Origin of the sequence: Robinsoniella peoriensis, assembly GCF_000797495.1 — a bacterium.
In the GTDB taxonomy this organism is placed as follows: Bacteria; Bacillota; Clostridia; order Lachnospirales; family Lachnospiraceae; genus Robinsoniella; species Robinsoniella peoriensis.
Window position 1 is genome coordinate 201793 of record NZ_JTGN01000006.1, and the last position, 25440, is coordinate 227232.

The following is a 25440-nucleotide window of genomic DNA, read 5'->3' on the forward strand; positions in this document are numbered from 1 at the left end:
CTTTCTATAATCATAATTTTCTTTCAACCTTGATTCCTTCCTCTCCTGCTCCATGTCGTTTGAACAGTTCACACATATACTTTACACTTTCCTCTGGAAGACAGATGGATTCCGGCTGTGGATAAGTTTTTGCCATAAATCCACCTTTTTCGCTGCCCAGCAGATGGATTAATTTCTGCACACTCTCTTCGATTTGCTCCTTTGAACCATTTGGCAATATCGTCTGAATATCACATGGGCAGAAAAAGCAGATTCTTCCTCTGTATTTTTCACTCAAGTTTTCGATTCCCATATTGTCCTGCTGGTCTATTTGAACCACATCTACTCCGATTTCAATAAAATCTTCAATGAGATCCATAATATATCCACAGGAATGGATAAAGAAATGCATACCATACTGATGTAGCTTTTCTATAATCTTTTTATATGCCGGCTTAAAGATCTGCCTCCATAAAACCGGGCTGATGATCAGTCGATCCTGTACACCCAGATCCTCAATCGCAATCATTCCGTCCACACCGCGATCATGCATACAATCCACCACACGAAGGCAGCTTCCGGTCAGCTCTGCGATTAAGTATTCAATCTCATCCGGGCTGTCTATAAACTCATACATCAGATTTTCAAATCCAACCAGATCCAGCATTTGCAGAAACAGAAAATGTGGAAACATACCCAGAATATATTTTTCTTCATTCTGGTTTACAGCCTTCTCAAGCTCCGCGTACCGTTCTTCTTTTGTAAAATCGGGAATCTGATATTCGTATACCTTTGAGATGTCCGATAATGGAAAATCAACCGCTTCTCCCAACTCTGTATGTATCGTCTCGTACACTATACCCCATTCCGTTTTCCAGCTTTTTCTCCCAGAGGCAGATTCAGCAGCATGTTGATATTGATCTACAAATACCCATTCAAAGTCATCACCGTACTTTTCCGGTATTGCTGGGGTCCGGTTAGAATCAAAATTATAAGGAATTCGATCGGGACATGAAAATTCTATTGCTTTTATCACTCTCTCCTTTGAAGTCATGATGTCACCTCTTTGTTTTTTATGAATAATGCCCACCAAAGAGATGGGCATTATTATGATAACTTCATATCCTTTTTATTTCGCTGCTTTCCATGCATCAATCTGTGTCTGCATTTCATCAATAATTTTCTGGGATCCTGCTTTTTCTAACTTGTCCAGGAATTCAGGCATCTTTTCCTCCGGATCAACTGCACCGGTATCCAGCATCAGCAGATACTCCGTAACAATTGCACTGGTGCTTGCAATTTCTGTCTGAACCTTTTCCGGATCAAATACAAATCCTAATGCTTCAGATGGAATTGCTGCTTCATTCAATGCTTTCGTTTCTTCCCAGACGCCATCTTCCTGACCTTCTCTAAGATATCCGTTAAACTGATTTCCAAAGGTCCAGTCTACGTTAGGATTATAGCCTGAATTTTCGATTGGCTTTACATGTCCATCTTCTGTTTTTGTATAATGTGTTCCCTCAATACCAAAGCAGAGTAAGTTATAGAGAACCGGATCTGTATTTACTAATTCCAGTAATTTAACCGCTTCTACCGGGTGCTTGGATGTTCTGCTCACAGCGATCATAGTTGCATTAATGCCGCTGGTCTTTAAAATAGAATCCGATATACGGAATTGTTCCACGTCCTTATTACCAAAATCTGCTTTTTGTACAGGCGTTTCTCCGGGCTTAAGGGTTCCAGCCATAATAGCTGCATACTTACCTGCTTTTTGTTCTGCTTTATAATCGGTAATCGTAGCTGCATCCGGTCTGAAATATCCTTTCTGATTCCATTCTCTCATCAATTTGAAATGTTCCATAACCTCCGGCAGCGCAAACTGATTCACCACTTTTAATTCTTTGTCATCATATTTAACTGCTCCCGGAACATTCATGCCGGATAACTCGTCAAGTCCTAATGCTGCCGCTGTGAACCCATATATACTTTGTTTTGAATTAATCATCGGGAATACATCCGGATTATCCTTTTTAATGCTTTCAAAAATAGGATCCAAATCTTTCAGTGATTTTACGCTGCTGATATCAACGCCGCTTTTATCCACATAATCCTTTACGATGTAACCGCCATTAGTCATTGCCCAGATCTGGTAATTGGGAATTGCATACAATTTCCCGCCAACCGTTGCCGCAGCAAATCCTGACTCCGGCATAATTTCTTTTAATTTTGGTGCTTCTTTCTCTACGATTTCACCGATATCTAAAAATGCATTTTTATTTACATTATTATAGAAGTTATTGCACCAGTTTGATGTAAAGCAAAGATCAAATTCTTCCTGGGATGAGATCACCATCTGCATTTTCTGATCAAAGCTTCCGAAATCTGTGGATATAAATTTAACCTGTACATTTAATTTATCCTTTAAATATTCATTAACCGCATTCTGGACAGATTCCTGATCTGCCTGAATCTCCGACATAGGGGCATACCATTTTATCTCTACCACATCTCCTGATGCCGACTGGGATTCTTCGCCGTCAGCCGCTGCTGATTCTTCACCTGCTTTTGTCTCTCCTGTCTCCGCTTTCGTTTCTGTCCCTGCCTTCGTCTCCTCATTTGACGTATTTGCAGAACATCCTGCCAACGCCGTAACACTCATTGCCGCCGCCAATAAAAGTGCCATTGCTCTTCTTCTTTTCATTTCTAAATCCTCCTTATTTTGCTTTCTATATTGTATATCATTATACAATCATCCCTTGACCGCACCAACTGTTAATCCTTTTACAAAATGTTTTTGGAAAAAAGGAAATACAAATAACATGGGCGCTACTGCTAAAACGCATAATGCCATTCTGGCTGTCTCATTTGGTAACTTTGATACGTCAATTCCAAGATTTCCTGCCTGCAGGGAGGATGCCAGGAATTGTATATTATTCATGATTCTATATAAGTAATACTGCAGCGGAATCAGCTTCTGATTATCTATGTATAACATTGCAAGCCACCAATCATTCCAGTACATAAAAGCTCCAAATAAACCAACGGTTGCCAGTGCCGGTTTTGATATGGGCATAATGATTTTAAAGAAAATGCCAACCTCACTGGAACCATCCAATTTCGCTGCTTCAATCAGAGACACCGGCGTGTCATTTAAGAATCCCCTCATCAGCATCACATGCCATGGAACAATAATATAGGGCAGTATTAAGGCGAATATCGTATCTTTCAGATGGTAATACCGGGTAATCGTAATATATGCCGGAACCATACCCGCATTAAACAGCAATGTGAATACTACCAGAAAGGAAATAATCTTAGATCCCGAAAAATCCCTTCTTGACATTACATAACCTAACATTGCGGTAAAAAGCAAACTTGTTCCCCCTCCTACTATCGTAACCAGAATCGAAATTCCATATGAATTTAAAATCTGTCCGGGGCTTTTCAGTACAAACTCATAAGCATCCAGCGACCAGTCGCTGGGAATAAGCGAATATCCGTGCTGTGCCAATGATGCCTCACTTGTAAATGACGCCGACACAATATACAATATCGGAACAACACAGCAGATAGAAAGTATACTGAAGATAATTATGCTGACCACGTCTGAAGCCGAATACTTCTTTCTTTTTTCTGTAACCATAGTAACCTCCCCTTAGAATATTCCATAATCTTTATCAAATCGTTTTACGGTATAATTGCTGATCAATACCAGAATAAATCCTACCAATGATTGATATAAGCCCACGGCTGATGCCATTCCAATATCACCGCTGACCCGCAGCGCCCTGTATACATAAGTATCTATTACATCTGCCACCGGATATAATGCACCGGAATCCTTTGTTAAGAAATAGAACATTCCAAAATCTGAATAGAATATCTTACCAATTTGCAATAAAGTAATCATTACAATCGTGGGTGCAATAAACGGAATTGTAATTCTGAGCGTTCGCTGTATCCGGTTGGCACCATCTATAGAAGCTGCTTCTAAATAAGAAATGTCGATACTCATCAGTGCCGTGTAAAACATCAGAGTCATGTATCCCACATTTTTCCAGAAATAAGCAATTAATAAGATTGCCGGCCAATATTTTGGTTCAAAATAAAAGCTTGGTGAAACCCCTCCGGCATCCTTGATCATATTCGGCACAACGCCCAGCTGCGGGCTAATCAAAGCGTATAGAATATATCCTCCTACTACCCACGATATAAAGTAAGGAACAAACATCGCTGTCTGAAACACCTTTACCTGCCTTTTCGACCGTTCAAACAGCAGTACCGCCAAGAGAACAGATAGGAAAATGGTAACACTGATAAATAGAAGATTCAGGCAGATGGTATTTCTGGTTATCCGAAATGCATCCTGTGATTGAAAGAAGAATTCGAAATTTTTCAATCCTACCCAGTCACTCCCCAGTATCCCTTTTGCATAGTCCATCTTTTTAAATGGAATAATTAAACCAAATAGGGGCACATAATTAAATGCTATTAAAAAAGCTAACCCCGGAACTGCCAGGATAAAAAGTTTCCAATTAAACTTTTTTACTTTCTTCATTTTTAAACCACCCATTGTGTACCGCAGACCCGCCTGCAATACAGCCACAAATAAACAAGCTGAAAGAATCGTCGCGTGGCTTCCTTTCTTATTTAATTTTCTCTCAGCCATGAAAGTGTTATTCTTTTACACGAACCCTCACTTTCACACTTAATAATTCCCTCCTCATTTTAATTTTTGTTTTGCTTTTGCTCTACTGGGATTATCTTATCTTCTTTCCCTTTATATTGCTACTGTACATATCAGATTTTACTGTACAAGGCTATGTACAAATCGGAATTTCCTGTACAAAAGAGAAAAAAACAGGATAACCGGGCTTAAAAAGTCCTGTTATCCTGCCTTTCATGTCATTCCTTTGCTATTTTTTCCATCTTACACTGGATCGCATATTCTCTTGGTGTACAGCCATAATATTTTTTAAACATACGGTAAAAGTAACTTTCATTTTCCATCCCGACTTTGTTTGCAATTGAGGTGATTGTCTGATTGGAGTCCGCCATCATTTCCGCCGCTTTAACCATTCTGGCGCTTAACATATATTCTCCAACAGACATCCCGGTATGCTTTTTAAAAACAGATGCCAGGTATTTCGATGAAATTCCAAGCTCATCCGCAATCATATTCAGGCAAAAACTGCTGTCCATATAGTTTCTGTTCATATACTCAGTCACAGTCTTCACCAGATTTACTTCTTTAGTATCTGCCTCTTTTTTCTGAGATGAAAAGGCTTCTTCAAACCGCTTCCGTATCAGATCCATAATATCATCCAGATATTCCATATTGGTTACACTTTTAAATAAGAATCTGAAATCAAATGTTTCCACATCGACAGCACATGTTCTCATATGATCCATCTGATATTTTAAAGCCGTCAAAAAGTCCAGTAATACAATTACCATATTATCATAATTTAACTTTTGAATCTCATGGCTTAGCTGCAAAATAACGCTTTCCCTTACCTGTGCGTCACCTGCCTTTGCCGCCATTTCAGATGCCAGCTCTTTTGGATCGAAAAGCTCTGCATTCTGAATGTTCGGGGTGCATTCCTTCCAGTCTATGATCACTGCTCTTCCTAAGGCAAACCGGTAATCCATGGCCTGTTCTGCCTGCCGGTACATAGCCGATATCTTATATTTATCTGAATCTGCCTCGCTAAAAGCCAATGAAAATGTGATATTAAAATATTCTTTCACATATTTTTGGCATTCGAGAACAGACTCCTTTAAATCTCCGGCATAAATACGACCTGCATCCCTTCCTCCAAGAAGTACGACAAAAGAATTTTCCTCAACGCGTGCCACTTCACATTCTACCTTCGTTTTCAGTAATTCTAACAGAATATTCTGTACTCCAAAAACCAATAATTGCTTTTCTTTGACTGTATTATGTTCCAAAATATACTTTTCATCATCAAGCCGAATTACCAGCACACAAAAACGCATACCAGCTTCAAAAATCCAATGACCTGCAAACTTCTTCCGCAATTTATCAATATGCTGTTCCTGACTGCTTAGAAGAAGATTTTCAAGGTAATATTGAGCCACAATATCCTGGTTTGCCAGGGTTTGATTTTCAATGCTCACATATTTCTCACTGATTTTTACATAAGCATTTTTTAGATAATCAAATTCATTCTCTTTCACCGCTTCTTTGGTATCTGGCGGAAGTAAACTGGATACATCTTTTACTAAATTATTTATGGGCCTGTAAATTCTTTTCGCCAGAATCCACAATAACATCATGGAGAAACCAAATAACACCAAGGTACATAGAATAAAATTTCTTCTTAATTGATTCAGCGCATGAAATACCTGATCATATTCCTGTATGGAAAGTATATGATTATTATAGGAACCTATATTTACGTAAGATATCAGATATTTAGATTCCTTTATTTTTGCCGTATAAAAACCTAAACCATCCTCATTTTGTTCTTTTAATTGATTTTCCTTTGCAAGAAATTCCCGGATAATCGCCTGATATTCCTCATTATTTTCAATTTTCACATTGTTATTGCATATATTTCCCTCTCCGTCAATCAGTAAAAATTCACTGCTGCCGCCGCTGGGCTTATTCATTGTAACCAAATTGTCCAGAATCCAGTTCGTTCTTTGATTCACTGCCAGAAAACTTTGCGGCTGTGAATCACTGCCCTCAAAATCATAGATAAAATAAGTAAAAACATAGATGTAAGTATCCGGATCATCGGGGGATCGCTGTACCTTTCTCAAATAGGGCTGCATCCTGGTAAGCGGCTTATTCTTTTCCATAAACTCAATAAGCTGCCTGTCTTTAAAATCGCCGGAAGCTTCCACAGATACCATACTGTCACTGTTTTGATTATATATGTAGATGGAATGTAAGGACGGATTCGCACTAAGCACATTTTTTTTCAGCCCGTCTAGTGTAGAGTAGATCTGATACCCTTCTATATCTTCATTATATAAAAGAGAGGTAACGGATGACTGATGGTAAATGGACTGCATCACACTCCCGACAGTATCTCTGTTATAATCAAAGTTAAAACGCATCTGCTGAAGTAGTTTTCTATTTGTGTTATTCGTCGTCTCAAGATAAGTTTTTTCAGCCAGATGATATACGGCATAGGAAAACGGGATACTAATCAGGGTAAAAAAGATAAACATAGAAACTACAATCTGGTTTAAATAATTTTTGGATTTGTATTTTTTTAACAACGGTTTTCACCCTCCTTTCCCTGTCTATTGGATATATTATCATAAAGCTTTGAATATTACCATAAATTTTTATCTGTTTTCACCTATTTATCGAACAAACGGCAATGAGGATCAGAATCCTCACTGCCGTCAATCTTTATTATGCCATATCATCCCGAAGAGCATCAATGATATTTTCTTTTCTGATTTTACTCACAGCGTACAGCATTGTAATAAATATTACAAAGAACACCCCAAGCATACTAATCACGATACTGGTCCACGGGAACTTAAAATCTATGGCTGCGCCGCCTGCCACCATTCCCTTATAGATCAGCCATGATAAAATTCCTGAAATGGGAAGACCGAACAGCAACGTCCTTCCCCCGTATAGAACACACTCAAAACGCATCATCTTATTGAAATCGCGGTCGGACATCCCTACCGAGCGGAGCATGGCAAGCTCACGCCTGCGCAGCTTGATATTGGTAGCGATAGTGTTGAATACATTTGCAACTGCAATCAGTGAAATCATCAGAATAAAAACAACCGTAAACAGATTAACAATGAATAAAATATTACGGTTTAACTCCATCATCGCATGAACATTGTATAAACTGTAGCTTGCGGTAATCCCCGATCCTTCAATCAAAGTCTGCATCCTGGCTGTTGACAGCGAGGGATTTTCTGACTGAAACGTAAATCCTTTGACCTTCACATCCACAGCGGTATCCGGGGGCGCAAGCTTCTCCTTTAGCGACCAGGGAGCCATGATCTGAAAGAAATATGGCTGCTGCCGGCTGGTTCCTGAATATGGGGGTGTATCCGGCGGTACCGTTTCCACACAGGTAATATTTATGTTTTGCCCCTGTTCCATGACAGGCTTGCCATTTTCCTGTGGTATGACAGTGACACTGGCCGAAGAACTCCTGAATACATCCCGAAGCTGGCTGACATCCTCCGCCTGACCACTTTGATCCTCCATTTTGGCAACCGCTGTGAGCTTTGCATTTTCTCCGGTATATTCTTCAGCAGGCAGGCCCAGACCATTGATGATTTCGTAATAGGTGTTGTCATCCAGAAATTGAATCTCTATCGGTAATTTCACCGTTTCTTCCGGCAAAGTTTCTCCTGCAGCATTCAGGTAATCCTCCGACAGATCACTTGCCTGAACAGCGCAGGTATACTTCATAACAATCTGACTGGAGCTTTTGGTAACACCTTCTGTGGTCTTCAGTTTATCATAAAGTGCAGGCATTTCGCCTTCATCCATATCCTGTGTGCCAAAACCAATGTCATAGTCCGTAACTGCTTTTGCCTGCTCTGCTGCCTGATTCAAACCTGTTCGAAAGGCACTGGCTGAGACAAACAGCACAACACTTAAAGTAAGCGACAGAATAATGCTGCGGTAACGCCGCTTGTTCCTCTTAAAGTTTTTTAAAGCAAGCGTTTCTTCCAAACCATAAATACGCCGTATAATTTTCGATGTTTTTATGGCTTTTGCTTCAACCTTTATTTCATTGGTCTGGCGAATGCACTCCATCACAGGTATACCGGCTGCTTTCTTTGCCGGAATATATGCCGAAATCAAAATGGTGATCATACTGATCACGACTGCCGCCACAAGTGAAGGAGCAGACACCTTTAAAGTCAACGGCACATTGGCATACAGTACATTGGCGAAATTCTTTGCCACAAGAGCAAGTACGAGCCTGATGCTTGGGATACTAATCAATATGCCAATCGGAATACCGATTGCACCGATACAAAGTCCCTCCACCAATACAGAATTACGCAGCTGCTTTTCCGTGGCACCTACCGACATCAGAATGCCAAACTGATGCGTACGTTCGCCCAGGGAGATATGAAAAGAGTTATAAATCAGAAATACCGACCCCAGCATAATCAGCGCCACCAAAACTCCCCCTATAGAATAGAGAAGGGTATTGAATATTGTATCATCCGAAATTCCCATGAAGCGCAGCACATCATCGTTCAGGAGATAAGCAGGGTTTCCGGCAGCTTCTCCTGCATATGCGCGGACCATGGAGGGCTTTTTCAGTGTGACGAATACGCTCAGGCTCTTTGCAGCATCCATGGGACCGGCTGTTGTAATCATGGTATAGCCGGGCGCAGAGCGTTCCTCAAATGAGGGTCTTTGGCAAATGCCAACAACCGTGTAAGTTTTCTCTGTCAAGGGTGTCAGTGTCTCTTCTCCGGATTGATACACATTATGCTGGCTGAGTGTTTCTTCTCCAGCCTGACGGGTTCCAACTGCAAGGGTGAGGGTATCCCCAACCGCAATCTTTACACCGCCGTTTGATGAAATGTGCGCCGGAGCAACTATCTCATTGCTGTTTTCCGGCAATCTGCCTGATAGAAGTTCAAGGGGCAGAGTATCAAACGTTTCCTTATTAAACCCGGCGATGAATAAATATGGTTTGTCGGGATTTTGTCCTCCTTCTAGCTTTGCGTAGCCAACATTTTCAAAAGTTGCAGTATTGGAAACTCTGCTGTCTTTCGCCTGTTCCTGTGCAAAAGCAGAATCTTCATACGGAAACTCAACGTGCCAGCCGCCGTATTTCATAATGGCTCCATTTACCATATAGGTTTGCAGGGAAACAGCAAAGGCTGCGACTGCGGTAATCAGGGCAGCAGACAGGGCAACTCCGATGATAGTTACTAACGTTCTTGTCCGGTTCTTTATAAGCCCTTGCAGGGCAACTTTATGGAAAATGTTCATGACCACGCCACCTGCCTCTCGTCCCGCACCACTTTTCCGTCTGCAATGGTAATAATGCGGTCTGCCTGCAAGGCGATATTTTCATCATGAGTGACGATAATCAGCGTCTGATGGTATTTACGGTGACTTTCTTTCAGCAGATGGATGATTTCCTGTCCATTATGGCTGTCCAGGCTTCCGGTGGGTTCATCTGCAAGCATGACTGCCGGGGCATTCATTAAAGCGCGGCCGATGGCGACACGCTGTTGCTGACCGCCTGACAGCTGGTTTGGCAAATGTGTTTTTCGTTCCTGCAGTCCAAGAAGATCCAGCAGATCGTTCAGCCGTTCTCTATTGACCTTCCGTTTATCCATCAGGATTGGCAGAGTCATGTTTTCCACTACATTCAGAGTGGGAATGAGATTGTGGAACTGATAGATCAGTCCAACTTGCCGTCTGCGGAATATAGCAAGTTTTTCATTGCTTTGGCCGTATACATCCTGACCATCCAAATATACTTTTCCGCTTGTGGGCACATCCACGCCGGCAATCGCGTGAAGCAAAGTGGATTTACCAGAACCTGAGGAACCTATGATTGCAGTAAAATCTCCTTTTCGAATGGAAAGCGAAACGTGGTCAAGCGCAGTGACCTGGTTATCTTCCTTCCCGTAAACTTTACATAAATCTTCAACTTTCAAAAACTCCATTATGTGAGCCTCCTTTTCAAACATGTCTTGTGCTATACCCAAATAATAGAACTTTTCACTTACATTTTAGTGACTTTTTTGTGAGAGATCCGTCACTTTTTAATATGAATTTTGTCACTTTGAAAAGCGAATCGAAAAAACCGCACCACCCTGGGGGTGATTTTTAACAGTAATTCTCCCACCCTGCCGGGTTATAATCATTTTGCAAAGCGCCAGTCCAATCCCATATCCCGCGGCTCCCGTATTTTTTCCACGATAAAACCGGTCAAACAGATGGGGCAGATCTTCTTTTTCAAAACCCGCGCCACTGTCGTGAATCATAATCTTCGTATACAGCAGCGTGTCCTCGCAAACAATTTCAATCTTCCCGTTGTCGCCTGCGCTCTCCATACAGTTTTTCAGTATATTCCGGATTGCCTCGGATAGCCAGCCTGAATCGCCTGTAATCTCAATTCCTTTGGGTACGTCTATTTGTACCTGTACATTGTGCAGTTCCATTGAAATCAGAAACGGGTGAATTGCAGTGTTTATCAGACAGTTTAGATTTACCGGCTCCTTTTTTAAAACCACAATGCCAGCATCCAAACGGGACAATTTCAGCAAAGAAGTAATCAGCCAGTCCATCTGTATATACAGTTCCTCAGTTTCCCGAAGCAGGTCTTTCCTTTCTTTTTCTTCGGGGTTATTTTGCAGCAAAGTCAGAATCAGATTGGCAGAGGTAAGCGGAGTACGAAGCTGATGTGCAATATCGGCAAGAGAATCCGCAAGATGATTTTTCTCTTTTTTCAATGCGACGTTTTGCTCTCGAATACGCAGCATCATCTTGGTAATCTCGCTTTGCAAAATAGAAAGTTCGCCCTCGTCCAATTCGGTAATATACAGGTGGTCATCGTTATGCAGTACAAGATCAATTTGGCTGGCGAGCTGTGCCAGACTTTGGTAGCGGGCTTTGGTAAAAGCTAAAAATGCCGCTCCAGCGGCGGCGGCAAAGATAAGGGTCAGGATTCCAGCCGCCGGATGGATGACAAATCCCACCGCAGCAGCTACGGCGGTTATTGCGGCAAACAAGGCTGAAAACTGTTGAATCTCTCTATTCCGAAACATAGCTGCCTCCCAATCGATACCCTGTTCCATGAACAGTCAGAATGATTTTCGGGTTAGCCGGTTCATCCTCAATTTTCTCCCGCAGACGTTTGATGTAGACGGTCAAGGTATTGTTATTGACGAACTCCCCTGCCGCATCCCACAGTTCGTCCAACAGTCTGTTCCGGGTGATAATGCTTTTGGGGTTGTTAATAAATATCAACAGCAGGCGATATTCTAATGCCGACAGGAAAACTTCTTTGCCATCTTTTTTCACAACGCCATTGGCCGTATCGGCCTGGAGTCCGAATAATTCAAATGCAGATGGAGAACGGCCGTATTTTCGAAGAGCTGTTCCTATCCGCGCAATCAATTCCCGTGGGCGGAAAGGTTTCGTGACATAATCATCTGCCCCCATGTTCAGCCCTGTAACGACACTCGCTTCATCACCGGAAGCCGTCAGAAAGATCACGGGAATATCCTGCTTCTGCCTGATCTCTGTGCAGACGGTAAATCCATTCCCATCCGGCAAAGAGATATCCACCAGCGCCAAATCAAATTTATTTTCAGCCAGCATAGCAATGGCATCTTTCTGGGTGGGGGCATGGGTAACTATAAATCCTTCCGAACGAAGCAAACGCCCAAGGTTTTTTGCAATTTCCTTATCATCTTCAACTAAAAATATCTGTTTCATTTATATTCACCAACCTTTACTTTACTGGTTTTATTTCTTTTTGCTCTATTATATTTCTTTTTGCAGAAATATACAAGCCGGGGACTTTGAATTCAACATTGTGTAACATTCGCCCTATGATTGTTGCTTGTAAACGCTGTATACGGGTGTTAACTTAAAATACTCGATAAATTTAAGTTTTATAAATGCATTTATTACCAAGTAATCAATATATCAAACCAGTTAGTCAATACTAATTGACTAACTAACTTGGAAGATATATTATATATTCATTAAATACTTGCGTATATTCTTAAAGATACTGGCAAATGTGTTCACTATTAGTAAAAAATAATAATTAAGCCTAATGACATTTATTCTAAAAAATTATATACTATTAAATAGTTAAATTTAAGTGAGGTGACATATATGGATTGCGATATACGGGAATGGAGAATTGAAGATAAATACAATTTGGCAGAAATATTGAATAATAAAAACATCTTGAACAATTTACGTGATGGACTACCATATCCTTATAAAGTCAAAGATGCTGAAGAATTTATCACATCAATGCTATCGGCAGACAAAACGAAAACCTTCCCTTTTGCTATCACTTTAAATGATATGGTTATTGGTAGCATCGGAGTATTCCGTTGTGACAATATTCATTTTCAGACTGCAGAAATGGGCTACTATATAGGCGAACAATATTGGGGAAAAGGTTTTGCAACAAATGCCATTAAGCAAATAAGTAAGTATATATTTGACCATACTGATATTATAAGAATTTTTGCTGAACCATTTGCTTATAATACTGCTTCTTGTCACGTTCTGGAAAATGCAGGCTTTCAATTTGAAGGCACTTTACATAGCAATGCCGTCAAAAACGGAAAAGTGACAGATATGAAAATGTATGCTTTAATAAGGGATTACCCTTTTAATAATCTGGGGACTGATCTTTGCATGCAAGAAATTTAATCGGGATTTTATAAAAGAATGGAAAACATATTTTAGAAATAATCGAATTCTTTTCAATATAGCAATTTTTGTTTATTTCATTCTCAATATAGTCACATGTTTTATTAGAATGGCTCGGTTAGAAGTATAATTTCCTTCGAATTAATTAAAATTTAAAAATTCTTTTAAATATATTAGGAGAACAGATTAATGTCTGCCCTCCTATTTTTTATAACTCATTTTCCGGATCTTTAAAGCTATTCTCATAAATATAAAAGAACTCTTGAATCTTTGTTAATTGTGGCTGAATCTCTTCATCCGCATCTTCATATATATAACCAGAATAAGTAGCATACCAATCCCAATAAAATATGGAAAGGTTTCTTCTCAGCTTACGTTCTTTTTTAATATACTTTATACCTTCCGGACAATCTTTTTTAAGCTGAGCCAACGCTTTAAATTTATCCTTAAAAACAGGATGATCTTCCGCATTTAATCCCATTTCATAAGCCTCATTATCGCCAAATAATTCTACCTGCTTATCCTTATCATATTCTTTTACAACTTTGCTCAATTCTGAGCCAAAAAGATGATGTTTGGAATACGAAGGAAAGCTTAGTGCAAAAATCACAAGAAAAAAAGCCAAAACAACACCGATAAAGCCAAATACTACTTTTTTTGATATTGGATTATTCATAAACTCACCATCCCCTTCATAACTTATTTTAGTATCTATCTGCCTAGAGCGTGTTTTAAAATTGCTTTCTGGCAGCTGTGCGTCACAGTTTGTGGGTGATTTGTCCCGGATGAAGGGCGCGTAGCGGGCTACGTAACCTGAATTCGGGGCAAATATGCCGCAAAGTGGGGCGTACAGATGGCAGGAATGAATTTTCAAACACGCTCTAACATCCCACGAAATTTATTATACCATGCATGGTGTCTAATGACATTAAGTTCAGAAATTGTTAATAATTTTTAATGAATGGTTTTGATTATTTATCTATAAGTACTAATAAGAAAACATATTTATGTAAGATTTAAAAAACTAAGCGTAAATTTGCAGCCTTTACCCAACTCACTCTCAACCAGTATATCTCCTTCATGGGCATCCACAATGGATTTTGCAAGGGGGAGTCCAAGTCCGACTCCCTGTGAATCCTTTGAAAAACGGCTGCGGTAAAACCTTTTAAAGACATGGTGAATATCATCGGAATGGATGCCGCTCCCGTTGTCTTCTATGATAATCTGTTTCACTGCCGGAAGCTGTTTCCAGCATATATGAATCTCATCTCCCGCTTTTGTATGATCCAGCGCATTTTTAACAATATTGCTCACTGCCTCCAAAATCCAGTCCTGGTCACACAGTAAGTTCTGGGATGTATCTCCTGACAGGGTCATCAGCTTTTCTTCCCTGATTGTGCGGGTTTCAAAACGCTGTTTTATTTCATTCATTAGTTCGGATACATTTTCTATCTTTTTATTCATTATTACTGCACCAGCATCCAGTCTAGTAATTTTTAACAGATTTTGAATCAGCATCTCCATGCGGTCCAGCTCCCTTTGAGTCTTAACCATAAAGTTTTTGACCGTGCTGCTGTCCTCGGGATTATCCTGTATGATTTCGGTGTACATATTAAGCGCTGCTAGAGGCGTTTTCAGCTGATGTGAAATATCGGAAATGGTATCTTTTAAGAAATCTTTTGTGTTCTTCTGCCTGGCTGCCTGGGCTTCCAGCACGGTAGCCATTCGGTTAACTGTATGATATAATTTTGAAAAGCTGCCTTCACTGTCATCTTCCAGTCTGGCTTCACTGTTGCCATCGATAAAAGAATTGATGGTCTTAATGGACTGCTCAACCTCCAGCAGTTGTTTGCGAAAATGAACATGCACAATTATCAGAATTGTGATCCCCGGCAGCAGCGTTAAAACTAAAATGATAAACCGGGTATACTGACCGGAAAACCAGCCGGCAGTGATTTGCCCCATTACAACAGCTGCAAATACAATGCCCGCTATTGCCGTAAGCATCTTATTCATTTCTTTCTGACGCAGTACAATCATGTCACTCACCTGACCTTCCACTGATATCCAACCCCCCGTACAGTCAAAATCTTCGCCGGGCGGTCAGGGTTTTCTTCTATTTTATTTCTCAGCCTTCGTACATAAACGGATAAGGTATTATCATCCACAAAGTTTCCTTTGTCATCCCAGAGCCTGTCCAGTATCATTTGCCGGGTAAGTACAATATTGGGATTCTGCATAAAAAGGCAAAGAAGCTTGTATTCATTTCCGATCAAATCCAGTGTTTCACCATCACAGATGACCTGGTTTTCCAGAAATTTAATGGTAATCCCATTGGATTTCAGCACCACCCCGCTATTTTGCCCGGACATCCCGGCACGCCTCATGAGGGCTTTTATTCTGGAAATTAACTCGTTCAGTTTAAAGGGTTTGGTAATGTAATCATCCCCGCCTATATCCAGCCCTTTCACAATGTTCACCTCTTCATCAGAAGCAGTGACAAAAATAACCGGAACTGCAGAACGCTCCCGCACATAGGTGCAGACTTCAAACCCTAAGCCGTCGGGGAGGGTCAGATCCAGCAGTATTAAATCATAAGATCCAGCTGCATACAGCGTTATTGCATCTCTGACCGTTCTGGCAACCGTTACAGAAAAGTGATGCTTCTCCAGCGAATAGACCAGTCCGTCCAGAAGACTTAAATCATCTTCCACAAGCAGTATGTTATATGTTTTCTCCATTTTTATACCCATGCATATTGCAGACTTGTCTGCAATACTGCCACAATAAAACAGGTTGAAAGAATCACACCGTGGCTTCCCTTCTATATCATAATTTTCTTTCAGCCTTATCTCTCCTGACTCCTGATTGTCCCAGAGCGTGTTTAAAATTGCTTATATCAATATATGCGAACCGGTAGGGATGCGCCAAATATGGAGGTGCAGCGGGTAAATTCCACGCAAACTGGGGCATGCAGATAAAGGAAATGAATTTTCAAACAAATTCTGGTATCTGCAAAATATGATAACAGTATTCTAACATTATATATGCAGTCCCGGATAACATCAATGAGTTTTCCTCTGTCTGGTAAATATTTCTATTTAGAATTTTTTCTAAATAGAGTTGACTTTTCATTTCGTTTGTACTAGAATCTATTTAGAAATATTTCTAAATAGTCAGGAGGTGATCCATTGGGATTTGCAGAAACATTCAAAGCACTTTCTGATCCGGTCAGACGTGATATTCTCATTATGCTTAAGGAAGGGAAAATGTCTGCTGGAGAAATTGCTAAAAACTTTGAGATGACCGGTGCTACTGTTTCCTATCATTTGTCACAGTTAAAAAAGGCTGGACTAATATATGAAAGCAAGTATAAAAACTACATTTATTACGAGCTGAATGTATCCGTCTTTGAAGAATTAATGCTATGGATTTCACAATTCAATGGAGGTAATAAAAATGAATAAAAGAATAGAAAAAAAAGATACGATCATTATGTGGATAACATCCTTTATCTGTTTACTGCCGATTATTTTATCTGTTGTAATCTATCAGGATCTGCCGGTTCAAATTGCAGTCCACTGGAATAATACCGGAACTGCGGACGGATATCTGCCGAAGTCCATTGCCGCCATAGGGCTTCCAATATTATTTTTGGCAGTAAATCTATATTCCAAAATACGTTTATTTGGCGATCCCAAAAGAGCAGCACACTCCGAAGCGTTAAGATTATTAAGCATATGGCTGATCCCTTTGCTGTCCCTGATCGTCGTACCGGTAACCCTGTTTATCAGCATGGGAGTGAACATACCAATTGCCCTGATTTCATTGGTAACAGCCGGCGGACTTATGATTATCTGCGGTAACTATCTTCCAAAATGCAGACGCAATTATACGATAGGCCTGAAATTACCCTGGACACTGCACAGCGATGACAATTGGAATAAAACACACCGTTTGGCAGGCATCTTGTGGATATTCGGAGGCATCATTATCATTGTTTCCGCATTTTTACTTACGAATAATCTGGTTTATGGAGTACCTCTTACCATCACAGTGGTACTAATTCTTGCAATTGTACCCGTAATGTATTCTTTCTTTTTGTATAAAGGACAGGAAAAACAATAATTGCACCTTTATAAGACTGTAGAACAGGGTCATTTTTATTTTTCATGCCTCTGTTTTACAGTCCATATATTTTTGAAATCTCTCCACTTTCTTCTTGGACCATACTCCCTTCTTTTGCATCAATATTTTTACTGCTGCATGCTGCAAATGATGAAATATCCTTTTGTGCCAGCTCTGCCAGCCCATCCCGGAAATGACCAATCATTTTTTGTAAATCTGCCTCATCCCCTTCCGGCTCCATCCCCATCAGATATAGCAGCTCCCTGCCCGCCATCCATGCCTCTTTTTCACTAATCATCCCCCATAGAAGTTGGTCCAGCAGATGAGCGTAAAGGGAGGTATATGTAACCATTTTATCATCCCGGCATAATACATGCAGACGATGGGTATACTCAGCCCGGCTAAGTTTATCGGGGATATTCATTTTATCATAAATCGCCCATATCAGATCTTCCGTAATCCCAAACCGGTCCATGCGGCAAATGATATTGTGCTGAGATTCCTGGTTCATCCCGCTTTGTAAAAACAGTGCTTCTCTTACCGCATCCATTACCACTTTTCCAATATACTCTCCCAGCTTGCAATGCTTACCGGCATTCGTCAGGTGGGTATCCGATTCTGCATTGCACACAATAATGCTTCCATCTGTACCTGAACCAGTGGCAATTCCCATAGAATATCGGCTGGGTGCCAGAAGTTCCTGCAAAACTGCTGTCTTAGCTTCCGTACAGGTAACCAGCGCCCTTGCAAGGGCATCCGGCGAAAGATCCGCATCAATAAACAAGATAATATTAATGGTACCGGGTTTTACTTCATAAGAGACACCGGACTTTTCATGCCATGTTGCCGGATCTCCCACCCTCCCTCCATTTACACGAATACCCGCTGTTACTAAAGCCGTAACCGTAAAATCTTGGAACGTCAATGATTTTATCGAAAGGTTCTCCATATATGCCGCCGTATTCAGTCCGGTAGCCCTTTTGGGATCAATTCCCAGATCTTCTTTTGCTATGATATGCATATGTTCTTCATAGGTAGCCGCCCGCAATGCAGATGCCATCCCGGCTCCCGGGTTCCCGTCATTGTTAAATACAGCAGTCAGGTCCGTGCGGTATCCGCCGTTATTTGGCCCGGTACTCAATACTTTGCGTTTTCCTTTAAAGCATATTACAACTGATTTTTTATAACGGTAAACATCATCTTGTGAGGAGAGCTTATAAATTTTCATTTCATACCCCATTTCCTTATACATGCAGCTGCTCGGGAACGTGTTTTAAAATTGCTTTCTGACAGCTGTTCATCACACTTTTTGGGGAATTTGTTCCGTTAGCTTCCCACAATGATTATCCCGTAATCAGCTAATGTTCCGGTACGCTGTCTATCTCCACATTTTATTAAGTGCGTCCTAAAAATATGATAAATTCTCATTGAATGTTTGCCTGATTCCCAGGCTGGCTGTACATTCCAGTGCAGATCATAGCCAGTGCCACAGCATCCACATAGCAAGGGTCACTGATCCACTGACTCCAGCCGCATACCAGCACTCCAAAATTTAAAGCATAGTTTCATCTTTCAATGCTTCCACTATATCCGCCCTGCAAATTTTCCTGCCAGAAATGTAATAAGCAAAACCTACTGTCACTATAATAAACAATGCCATTATGAAAAGGGGCTTAATCGGCATTATTTTCACAAAATCCCCATATTTTAAATATACAGAGAATACCACGAACATAATATTCAGGGGCAGACAGATTAAAATCGGTTTCATGCTGATAATCAGGGCTTCCATAAATAGAATCTTCTTAACCCCGCCCGGAGTAAGTCCAATCGATATGTACCGTGCAAACTCCCGTTTGCGTTGATAAATACTCCCAAGTGTATTAGCAAAAACATTGGCTATTCCAATAAAGGATAACATTCCGCACAAGATACCCATTATAATATTCATTCCTTTTCTGGACAACGTATTATACGCTTCTTCTGATTTACGGTTTTCCAGAGTGTAGTTACAACCACTTTTATCCAGAACTTCCGTGAGCTTTACTGCCACTTGTCCTATTTCCTTATCTGAATCAGTCAGTATTCGAACGTACCGCTCATTTCCCACAATGCGATCTGGAAATCTCTGCTCGAAACTAGCTGACATAATCTGAAGCAGCGAAAAATAATTATATTCTTCCCGAAGATTTGGTGTCTGATCTGTATAAGCACCTATTTTTACGGGTATCGGTTTCTTTTCCTTTTTTGATTCCTTCATTCCTTCTTTCTTCGGCTCCAGTTCCAGAATCTGCCCCTCCCCTTCTTTTATGAAAGGAAGAAACTCTCTGTTTCGGAAATCACTGTGAATGTTATCCCAGATTCTGTTTACAGTAACCACGCTGCTTCCTATAGACAGCATATCCTCTATCCCAATCTCTTTGCAGTAAGCCTGGAAACTTTTATCATCCAGTATTACAATGGGAACAGGTACCCGGTATTTTTCTCCCTCTTTCAGAATACCCACATCACCAAGGCTGTCTATGCTCCCCAGGTCTTTCAGTTCCTCAGACAGCATGTTTTTATCTATCCATGTATAGGTTTCTGCCTTTTGGTAAGCTGTACAATCAGAGACTCCCGGTATATTACGGAACTCATTTAACAGTCGATTCTCCTGTTCTTCTGTTCCATTTATCGTAACCACAAAATCCCAGGCGTCTTTATACCTTTCAAAGTAGGTCTGCTGGGTGCTCATATCGGACAGGGTCATAAAGTTTAAGAAAAAGCTGAACATCAGGATGGACAGTGTAAGTGAAATACTGGCCGTGCGAAAGGCTTTCCTTCTTGTATACAGTGATTTTCTGGCAAGCTCTCCTTCTATCCCAAATATGGCAGAAAGCAGACGGTATTTTTTAACGTTCTTAACCAGCGGTTCAGCCCCTCCGCTAATAGCGTCCAAAGGCATTACTTTACTTAATTTTCTGGCAGCTCTTGCAGATGCCGCATAAACAGTCAGCACGCAAACTGCAGAGGCAACAAGAAATACCAGTGGGTGATAGCAAAACCGCGCATCTGCTCTATTATCAATGTCTCCGATCACATTGGCAAACTTCAGGAAGAGAATATCAATCCCAATTCCAAAAACCATCCCTGCCAGGATTGGCAGCAGGCTTAATGCAAAAGATTCCTGCATCAACGCTGCACGTATCTGTTTTGGTGTCGCACCGACGCTCTGCAGGATACCGAGCTGATGCAGTCTGGACTTCATGGTAATTCCAAATGCATTATAGATAATCATAGCCAGAGAAAAACAGGTAACTATCATAACAAATATATAAAAAGTCATGAGCAGCGGAGGATTTTTCTTTTCCTCCGGAGAATAAATATAATACTGGGAGAGTAGCATATTGTGGTATTGTAATTCTGCATCCCCCTGAATATCTATCCCTGCCAGCTTTATAAGCTCCGGTAATTCCTTATAAATACTTCTGGGATTTTTTAAATAAATTTCAATACTGGTTTCCCCATTTGTATCCTGGCTGAGCATTACTTTCTCAACTTTGGGACTGTTTTCTATTGCCTTTATTTCTTCCATTGTGGCATTTCCAACGATCTTTCCATGCCATGCCCCCTCCTTAGCCACAATGCGGTCTATGTTATCTGTCCACATATTATAAAAAATTGCACTGATTGCTGATATAAATACGGAGGATATCAGGACCGCCACTATAATTGAAATACTTGCAGCTCTATTATTTTTAATATAACTCTTTGAGTACACTTTCCACATTTCATCTTCCCCCCGATTTATCGCAAGCTTTCCACTGGTTCATCTGACAGGATTCTCCCATCTCCAATTGTTATGATCCGATCTGTCTCCAGCGCTACTTTCTGATCATGAGTAATAATCAGTATTGTCTGTTCATAATTACGGTTGGAAAATTTTAATAAGTCCATAATTTCATTAGAATTTTTTTGGTCCAGATTACCGGTGGGCTCATCTGCCAGCAGAATAGCCGGACGGTATAGTAAAGATCGGGCAATTGCCACTCTCTGCTGCTGACCGCCGGATAACTGGCTTGGCAAAAATTTCTTTTTATCTGCAAGCCCTAATGCATTCACAATTTCATTAAAATACTCCATATCCGGTTTTTTCTTGTCTAATAGTAACGGAAGCATGATATTCTTTTCCACCGTCAGAGTAGGTAGCAGATTATAAAACTGGTAAATTAGCCCTACCCGCCTCCGTCTCAGGATTGCTGCATTAACCGCATCGAGAGCAGTTATATCAACACCCTCTATATGAATCTTTCCTTTCGTAGGACGGTCAACCGCACCAATCAGATGCAGCAATGTGGATTTGCCGGATCCGGATGATCCGATCACTGCTACAAATTCCCCTTTTTCTACGGTTAGGTCTACATTTTTAAGAGCTGTTACCTGGTTACTGTCTGAACCATAAATTTTAGTCAGACCAACACATTTTACTATGTCCATTTATCAAACCTCCTGTTTCTATACGTACTTCAAGTGGCCTATTCGCCTATTCATTTATGACTTTGTCTGTCTTTACCTTACCATCACAGATTTCAATTAAATGGCCTGCCTGCAAAGCGATGCTTTCATCATGTGTAATAACAATCAGCGTTTGTTTATAATACTTATTTGAATATTTCAGCAGTTCCACTATTTCCTGTCTGGTTACGCTGTCCAGATTACCAGTTGGTTCATCTGCCAGAAGAAATGCCGGCGCATGGATCAGGGCGCGTCCAATAGCAACTTTCTGCTGCTGGCCGCCGGACAATTGCCGGGGCAATTGTTTTACTGCCTTACTCAGATCCAGAATATCTAAAAGCCTGGATAAATGTTCCTGATTAACCTTGCGTCCATCCAGTTTTAGAGGAAGTGTGATGTTATCTTCCACATTAAGGGTAGGAATCAGATTGTAAAACTGATAGACCAGACCAATCTGGCGGCGCCTGTAGATTGCCATTTCGTCAATTGTTTTTTGCAGAATATTTCTTCCATCCACAGAAATACTGCCTGAGGATGGAGTATCCACACCTCCAAGCAGATGAAGCAGTGTAGATTTTCCGGAACCAGACGGTCCGGTTATAACAACAAACTCTCCCTTCTCTATCGAAAAAGAAACATCCTGTAAAGCATGAACCTGATTACTTCCGCTTCCATATTTCTTATTTAAATTTTCCACCCTTAAAATTTCCATGCTGCACCTCTCCCTGAAATTATTATAGCAAAATAAAGTGACTCTGCCGTGACTCTAAAATTACAATATTGTCATTAACAACTGAAGTTTATTATACAATGCCTCTGTTTTGAAAGCAAAAAAAGAAGGCCTTACACAGCCCCCTTATAAAAGCAAATCTGAAATTCTGCACCGCTATTTATTCCATTTTGAACTTTCACTGTACCATTCTGCCGGCTAATAATCATTTGAGACAACGCCAGTCCGATTCCAAAACTCCCTTGGCCGGATCCTTTTCCTTTATAGAACCTTTCAAAAATATGCGGAAGATCCTCAGGCGCAATCCCCTCACCGTTGTCTGAAATTACTATTTTAGTGTATACAGGGTTTTCCTCTGCTGCTATACATAGACTTCCGCCTGCCGGAGTATGTTCCATACAGTTTTTTATGATATTACCAATCGCTTCCACACTCCATAAAACATCCCCTCTGAAGCTGATCTCATCTCCGACTTCCATAAGGAACCTCTGTTCCTTTAACTCCAGGGGAATTTCCAGTGGTTCCATTGCTTTTTTCACCAGTGTGCTCACAGGAACAGATTCGAAATGGAATTTCACCGTACCGGATTCCAGCTGTGAAATCTTCAGCAGAGAGGCGATCAGCCAATCTACACGGGATAACAGGCTGTTCACTTCCTGTACTTTTCTTACCCGTTCTTCTTCAGAAATTTGTTCCCGCTGCAGCCGCTGCGTAATCATACGTATGGACGTAAGAGGAGTCCGAATCTGATGCGAGATATCTGCAATCGAATTGCTAAGATAGACTTTGTCTCTTTGCAGCATTTCTGCCTGTTCCCTTAATCTGACAGTCATCTTATAGATCTCACAGCTTAAAATCGCCAGCTCCCCTTCCTGATCCTGCATAAAATCCATGCTATAATCACCATGCAGTATCTGATCCAGCCCCTCATTCATGACAGATATTTTTTTATAACGCCTGCGGGTAAATAAATAATAGATCACACCCCCAATGACGCAGATCATCCCTGCATAAATACCGCCAGGTACTGATATCCAAACACCGCCGAAAACAGCCAGAACTGAGAAAACGGCATAAAGTATACATTGTCTTTTTACTTCTGAGTTTCTTAGAAAATTCATATCGACACTCCTTATTGCCTTTGGCGGATTTGCAGTCTCTCTTAATCTCCTATTTTATAGCCTTGTCCCCGGATCGTCCTGATGATCACAGGATTCGCAGGATCATCCTCCACCTTTTCCCTGAGCCGTTTAATATAGACCGTAAGCGTATTGTCATTCACAAAATCCCCGGCAATGTCCCAGATTTCTTCCAGCAGGCGGTTTCTGGACAGCACCTCTCCCTGATGATTCAAAAATACCAATAAAAGCCTGTACTCTAAAGAAGAGAGGTTGATTTCCCTCCCATCTTTAGAAACATATGCTTTTACCGTATCTACGTTTAAATTAGAAATCCGAAATACAGACTGCGATTTTCCGCACCGCCGCAATACATTTTTAACCCTCGATATTAATTCCAACGGCCGGAATGGTTTTGCAATATAATCGTCTGCACCCTGGTCAAATCCTGTGACTACACTTGCTTCATCTCCCAATGCTGTCAGCATGATAACCGGCAGCTCCCACTCCTGCTTAATATACCTGCAGATAGAATAACCACTTCCATCCGGCAGCATTAAATCTAATAATACCAGGTCAAACTGCTCCTGCTCCAGTATTTCCATTGCCTCACTTCTGGTCCTGCCGGATACAGCCGCAAAACCTTCCTCCTTTAACAACTCTGTTAGGTTTTTTATAATATCCTCATTATCTTCTATAAGTAATATCCTGATCATGTATACCTCATTTCCATAGAACAGCTGCCATAAACTACTACTGATCTGCAGCCCGATCTTAACTTTATGAACTACCGATATTATTTCAGTATATTTCATTCTCAAGATAATTGCTATAAGAAAATTCATTCTTTCTGCAAAAAATCTGCCAGCCCATCTTTTTCCGGCACATCACGGCTGCCTCCCTGTATCAGCGTTTTAGGCAAGCAGATCTTTTACCGTTTTTTTACCATAGACTTTTCTCCAATCATTTGCAAATCCCTCCACCGCTGCAGAAACACATGCATTTTTGCAAAACTCTTCCAGAATAGGATACGGTAATGTGACTGCCCTTGCTCCAGCCAGAAAAGTATCGATTACCTGTCTTGTATTGCGATAGCTTGCTCCAAGGACTTTACTGCTTATATGATTCATTTCAAACAGCTGAGTAATCTCCCGAACAGTTTTTGCAGGGTCCATATTACTGTTATACATTTTATTATAATATACTGCTATGTAATCTGCACCTGCCAAACCGTCTATATATGCCTGTTCTGGTGAATATACTACCGTAGCTGTAACATGAATATCCTTTTCCTTCAGCTCTTTCATTGCTCTGTAGCCTTCAAAATTTGATGGTATTTTTACAAAGATATCTCTATCCACTTTCTCCACTAGAGCAAGTCCATCTGCAACCATTTCCTGCCAGGATGTTCCCGCCACCTGAACATGAAGCTGCTTATTTCCAATAATATTCTTAATATCATAAAGCCTTTGGAGAAAATCAGTGTTTTCTCTTGCTATAATGGTTGGATTTGTAGTGACCCCGGATATGCGAAACCATTCATTTGCCAATTTAATCTGATCCAGATTTGCCGTATCTAAAATTAACTGCAT

At 40.7% G+C, this 25440-nt stretch carries 23 protein-coding genes and 3 pseudogenes; 5 read left to right on the plus strand and 21 right to left on the minus strand.

What is annotated here, in order from left to right; genetic code table 11:
- Positions 1–10: 10 nt before the first annotated feature.
- The 9 genes from QR40_RS13865 to QR40_RS13905 form a co-directional block, all read right to left on the minus strand.
- Positions 11–1033: a uroporphyrinogen decarboxylase family protein gene (locus tag QR40_RS13865; RefSeq protein WP_044295551.1), complete on the minus strand. Its 1023-nt coding sequence runs from the start codon at positions 1031–1033 to the stop codon at positions 11–13.
- A gap of 75 nt (positions 1034–1108) precedes the next feature.
- A complete protein-coding gene (locus QR40_RS13870; protein ID WP_027292537.1) occupies positions 1109–2680 on the minus strand; it encodes an ABC transporter substrate-binding protein in 1572 nt (523 codons plus the stop codon).
- A gap of 48 nt (positions 2681–2728) precedes the next feature.
- Complete coding sequence (locus tag QR40_RS13875; RefSeq protein WP_044295557.1) at positions 2729–3622, minus strand: carbohydrate ABC transporter permease; 894 nt, start codon at positions 3620–3622, stop codon at positions 2729–2731.
- 12 nt (positions 3623–3634) lie between these two features.
- The gene (locus tag QR40_RS13880; protein WP_242858530.1) at positions 3635–4648 is read right to left on the minus strand and encodes an ABC transporter permease; all 1014 of its coding nucleotides are present in this window, start codon (positions 4646–4648) and stop codon (positions 3635–3637) included.
- A 236-nt stretch (positions 4649–4884) separates the two neighbouring features.
- Complete coding sequence (locus QR40_RS13885) at positions 4885–7233, minus strand: helix-turn-helix domain-containing protein (RefSeq protein ID WP_044295558.1); 2349 nt, start codon at positions 7231–7233, stop codon at positions 4885–4887.
- 139 nt (positions 7234–7372) lie between these two features.
- On the minus strand, positions 7373–9955 hold the full coding sequence (locus QR40_RS13890) for an ABC transporter permease (RefSeq protein WP_044295561.1): 2583 nt from the start codon (positions 9953–9955) through the stop codon (positions 7373–7375).
- Positions 9952–10641 (minus strand): ABC transporter ATP-binding protein, encoded by a 690-nt coding sequence (locus tag QR40_RS13895; RefSeq protein ID WP_044295563.1) that lies wholly within the window; start codon positions 10639–10641, stop codon positions 9952–9954. Before QR40_RS13895 ends, QR40_RS13890 begins: the two co-directional genes overlap by 4 nt.
- A gap of 114 nt (positions 10642–10755) precedes the next feature.
- Positions 10756–11745 (minus strand): sensor histidine kinase, encoded by a 990-nt coding sequence (locus QR40_RS13900; protein ID WP_027292531.1) that lies wholly within the window; start codon positions 11743–11745, stop codon positions 10756–10758.
- Positions 11732–12418, minus strand: a complete 687-nt coding sequence (locus QR40_RS13905; RefSeq protein WP_044295565.1) for a response regulator transcription factor — start codon at positions 12416–12418, stop codon at positions 11732–11734. The genes QR40_RS13900 and QR40_RS13905 overlap by 14 nt, the downstream gene beginning before the upstream one ends.
- Before the next feature lie 408 nt (positions 12419–12826).
- On the opposite strand from QR40_RS13905, the gene QR40_RS13910 reads away from it, so the two are divergent.
- Complete coding sequence (locus QR40_RS13910) at positions 12827–13378, plus strand: GNAT family N-acetyltransferase (RefSeq protein WP_044295567.1); 552 nt, start codon at positions 12827–12829, stop codon at positions 13376–13378.
- Between the two features lie 208 nt (positions 13379–13586).
- Here QR40_RS13910 and QR40_RS13915 read toward each other — a convergent pair whose 3' ends face one another.
- Complete coding sequence (locus QR40_RS13915) at positions 13587–14054, minus strand: hypothetical protein (RefSeq protein WP_044295568.1); 468 nt, start codon at positions 14052–14054, stop codon at positions 13587–13589.
- Between the two features lie 39 nt (positions 14055–14093).
- Positions 14094–14252: pseudogene (locus QR40_RS33220) on the minus strand (DUF6783 domain-containing protein); the annotation flags it as partial.
- Here QR40_RS33220 and QR40_RS33225 point away from each other — a divergent pair.
- Positions 14196–14336 carry a DUF6783 domain-containing protein gene (locus tag QR40_RS33225; RefSeq protein WP_334291790.1) on the plus strand — a complete coding sequence of 47 codons (141 nt, stop codon included), beginning with the start codon at positions 14196–14198 and terminating at the stop codon, positions 14334–14336. The pseudogene QR40_RS33220 and the gene QR40_RS33225 overlap by 57 nt on opposite strands.
- Positions 14337–14383: 47 nt before the next feature.
- Here QR40_RS33225 and QR40_RS13920 read toward each other — a convergent pair whose 3' ends face one another.
- A complete protein-coding gene (locus QR40_RS13920; RefSeq protein WP_138002858.1) occupies positions 14384–15439 on the minus strand; it encodes a sensor histidine kinase in 1056 nt (351 codons plus the stop codon).
- Positions 15424–16131: a response regulator transcription factor gene (locus tag QR40_RS13925; RefSeq protein ID WP_242858531.1), complete on the minus strand. Its 708-nt coding sequence runs from the start codon at positions 16129–16131 to the stop codon at positions 15424–15426. Before QR40_RS13925 ends, QR40_RS13920 begins: the two co-directional genes overlap by 16 nt.
- 203 nt (positions 16132–16334) lie before the next feature.
- On the opposite strand from QR40_RS13925, the pseudogene QR40_RS33710 reads away from it, so the two are divergent.
- The 3 genes and pseudogenes from QR40_RS33710 to QR40_RS13935 all read left to right on the plus strand — a co-directional run.
- Positions 16335–16403: pseudogene (locus QR40_RS33710) on the plus strand (DUF6783 domain-containing protein); the annotation flags it as partial.
- Between the two features lie 166 nt (positions 16404–16569).
- On the plus strand, positions 16570–16845 hold the full coding sequence (locus tag QR40_RS13930; protein ID WP_027292525.1) for an autorepressor SdpR family transcription factor: 276 nt from the start codon (positions 16570–16572) through the stop codon (positions 16843–16845).
- Positions 16838–17506, plus strand: coding sequence for an SdpI family protein (locus tag QR40_RS13935; RefSeq protein WP_044295571.1), 669 nt, complete (start codon positions 16838–16840; stop codon positions 17504–17506). The genes QR40_RS13930 and QR40_RS13935 overlap by 8 nt, the downstream gene beginning before the upstream one ends.
- Before the next feature lie 55 nt (positions 17507–17561).
- Here QR40_RS13935 and QR40_RS13940 read toward each other — a convergent pair whose 3' ends face one another.
- The 8 genes and pseudogenes from QR40_RS13940 to QR40_RS13970 all read right to left on the minus strand — a co-directional run bounded on the left by QR40_RS13940 (position 17562) and on the right by QR40_RS13970 (position 25440).
- Entirely contained in the window at positions 17562–18734 is a 1173-nt protein-coding gene (locus tag QR40_RS13940) for an adenosylcobinamide amidohydrolase (RefSeq protein ID WP_160295813.1), read from the minus strand.
- Positions 18731–18820, minus strand: a pseudogene (locus QR40_RS33715) (DUF6783 domain-containing protein); the annotation flags it as partial. The pseudogene QR40_RS33715 and the gene QR40_RS13940, both read right to left, overlap by 4 nt.
- Before the next feature lie 238 nt (positions 18821–19058).
- On the minus strand, positions 19059–21275 hold the full coding sequence (locus QR40_RS13945) for an ABC transporter permease (protein ID WP_044295573.1): 2217 nt from the start codon (positions 21273–21275) through the stop codon (positions 19059–19061).
- A gap of 17 nt (positions 21276–21292) precedes the next feature.
- Positions 21293–21982 (minus strand): ABC transporter ATP-binding protein, encoded by a 690-nt coding sequence (locus QR40_RS13950; RefSeq protein ID WP_044295574.1) that lies wholly within the window; start codon positions 21980–21982, stop codon positions 21293–21295.
- 46 nt (positions 21983–22028) lie between these two features.
- Complete coding sequence (locus QR40_RS13955; RefSeq protein ID WP_027292521.1) at positions 22029–22712, minus strand: ABC transporter ATP-binding protein; 684 nt, start codon at positions 22710–22712, stop codon at positions 22029–22031.
- A 131-nt stretch (positions 22713–22843) separates the two neighbouring features.
- On the minus strand, positions 22844–23851 hold the full coding sequence (locus QR40_RS13960; protein ID WP_044295576.1) for a sensor histidine kinase: 1008 nt from the start codon (positions 23849–23851) through the stop codon (positions 22844–22846).
- A 41-nt stretch (positions 23852–23892) separates the two neighbouring features.
- Positions 23893–24564 carry a response regulator transcription factor gene (locus QR40_RS13965; RefSeq protein WP_027292519.1) on the minus strand — a complete coding sequence of 224 codons (672 nt, stop codon included), beginning with the start codon at positions 24562–24564 and terminating at the stop codon, positions 23893–23895.
- A 198-nt stretch (positions 24565–24762) separates the two neighbouring features.
- On the minus strand, positions 24763–25440 hold the full coding sequence (locus QR40_RS13970; RefSeq protein ID WP_027292518.1) for a transaldolase family protein: 678 nt from the start codon (positions 25438–25440) through the stop codon (positions 24763–24765).

Coding starts and splice junctions, on each gene's coding strand:
- QR40_RS13870 (WP_027292537.1), bottom strand. CDS start 2,680: ATGAAAAGAAGAAGAGCAATGGCACTTTTATTGGCGGCGGCAATGAGT.
- QR40_RS13935 (WP_044295571.1), top strand. CDS start 16,838: ATGAATAAAAGAATAGAAAAAAAAGATACGATCATTATGTGGATAACA.
- QR40_RS13955 (WP_027292521.1), bottom strand. CDS start 22,712: ATGGAAATTTTAAGGGTGGAAAATTTAAATAAGAAATATGGAAGCGGA.
- QR40_RS13915 (WP_044295568.1), bottom strand. CDS start 14,054: ATGAATAATCCAATATCAAAAAAAGTAGTATTTGGCTTTATCGGTGTT.
- QR40_RS13865 (WP_044295551.1), bottom strand. CDS start 1,033: ATGACTTCAAAGGAGAGAGTGATAAAAGCAATAGAATTTTCATGTCCC.
- QR40_RS13875 (WP_044295557.1), bottom strand. CDS start 3,622: ATGGTTACAGAAAAAAGAAAGAAGTATTCGGCTTCAGACGTGGTCAGC.
- QR40_RS13925 (WP_242858531.1), bottom strand. CDS start 16,131: ATGGGTATAAAAATGGAGAAAACATATAACATACTGCTTGTGGAAGAT.
- QR40_RS13970 (WP_027292518.1), bottom strand. CDS start 25,440: ATGCAGTTAATTTTAGATACGGCAAATCTGGATCAGATTAAATTGGCA.
- QR40_RS13895 (WP_044295563.1), bottom strand. CDS start 10,641: ATGGAGTTTTTGAAAGTTGAAGATTTATGTAAAGTTTACGGGAAGGAA.
- QR40_RS13890 (WP_044295561.1), bottom strand. CDS start 9,955: ATGAACATTTTCCATAAAGTTGCCCTGCAAGGGCTTATAAAGAACCGG.
- QR40_RS13965 (WP_027292519.1), bottom strand. CDS start 24,564: ATGATCAGGATATTACTTATAGAAGATAATGAGGATATTATAAAAAAC.
- QR40_RS13960 (WP_044295576.1), bottom strand. CDS start 23,851: ATGAATTTTCTAAGAAACTCAGAAGTAAAAAGACAATGTATACTTTAT.
- QR40_RS13910 (WP_044295567.1), top strand. CDS start 12,827: ATGGATTGCGATATACGGGAATGGAGAATTGAAGATAAATACAATTTG.
- QR40_RS13905 (WP_044295565.1), bottom strand. CDS start 12,418: ATGAAACAGATATTTTTAGTTGAAGATGATAAGGAAATTGCAAAAAAC.
- QR40_RS13945 (WP_044295573.1), bottom strand. CDS start 21,275: ATGTGGAAAGTGTACTCAAAGAGTTATATTAAAAATAATAGAGCTGCA.
- QR40_RS13880 (WP_242858530.1), bottom strand. CDS start 4,648: ATGGCTGAGAGAAAATTAAATAAGAAAGGAAGCCACGCGACGATTCTT.
- QR40_RS13900 (WP_027292531.1), bottom strand. CDS start 11,745: ATGTTTCGGAATAGAGAGATTCAACAGTTTTCAGCCTTGTTTGCCGCA.
- QR40_RS13940 (WP_160295813.1), bottom strand. CDS start 18,734: ATGAAAATTTATAAGCTCTCCTCACAAGATGATGTTTACCGTTATAAA.
- QR40_RS13950 (WP_044295574.1), bottom strand. CDS start 21,982: ATGGACATAGTAAAATGTGTTGGTCTGACTAAAATTTATGGTTCAGAC.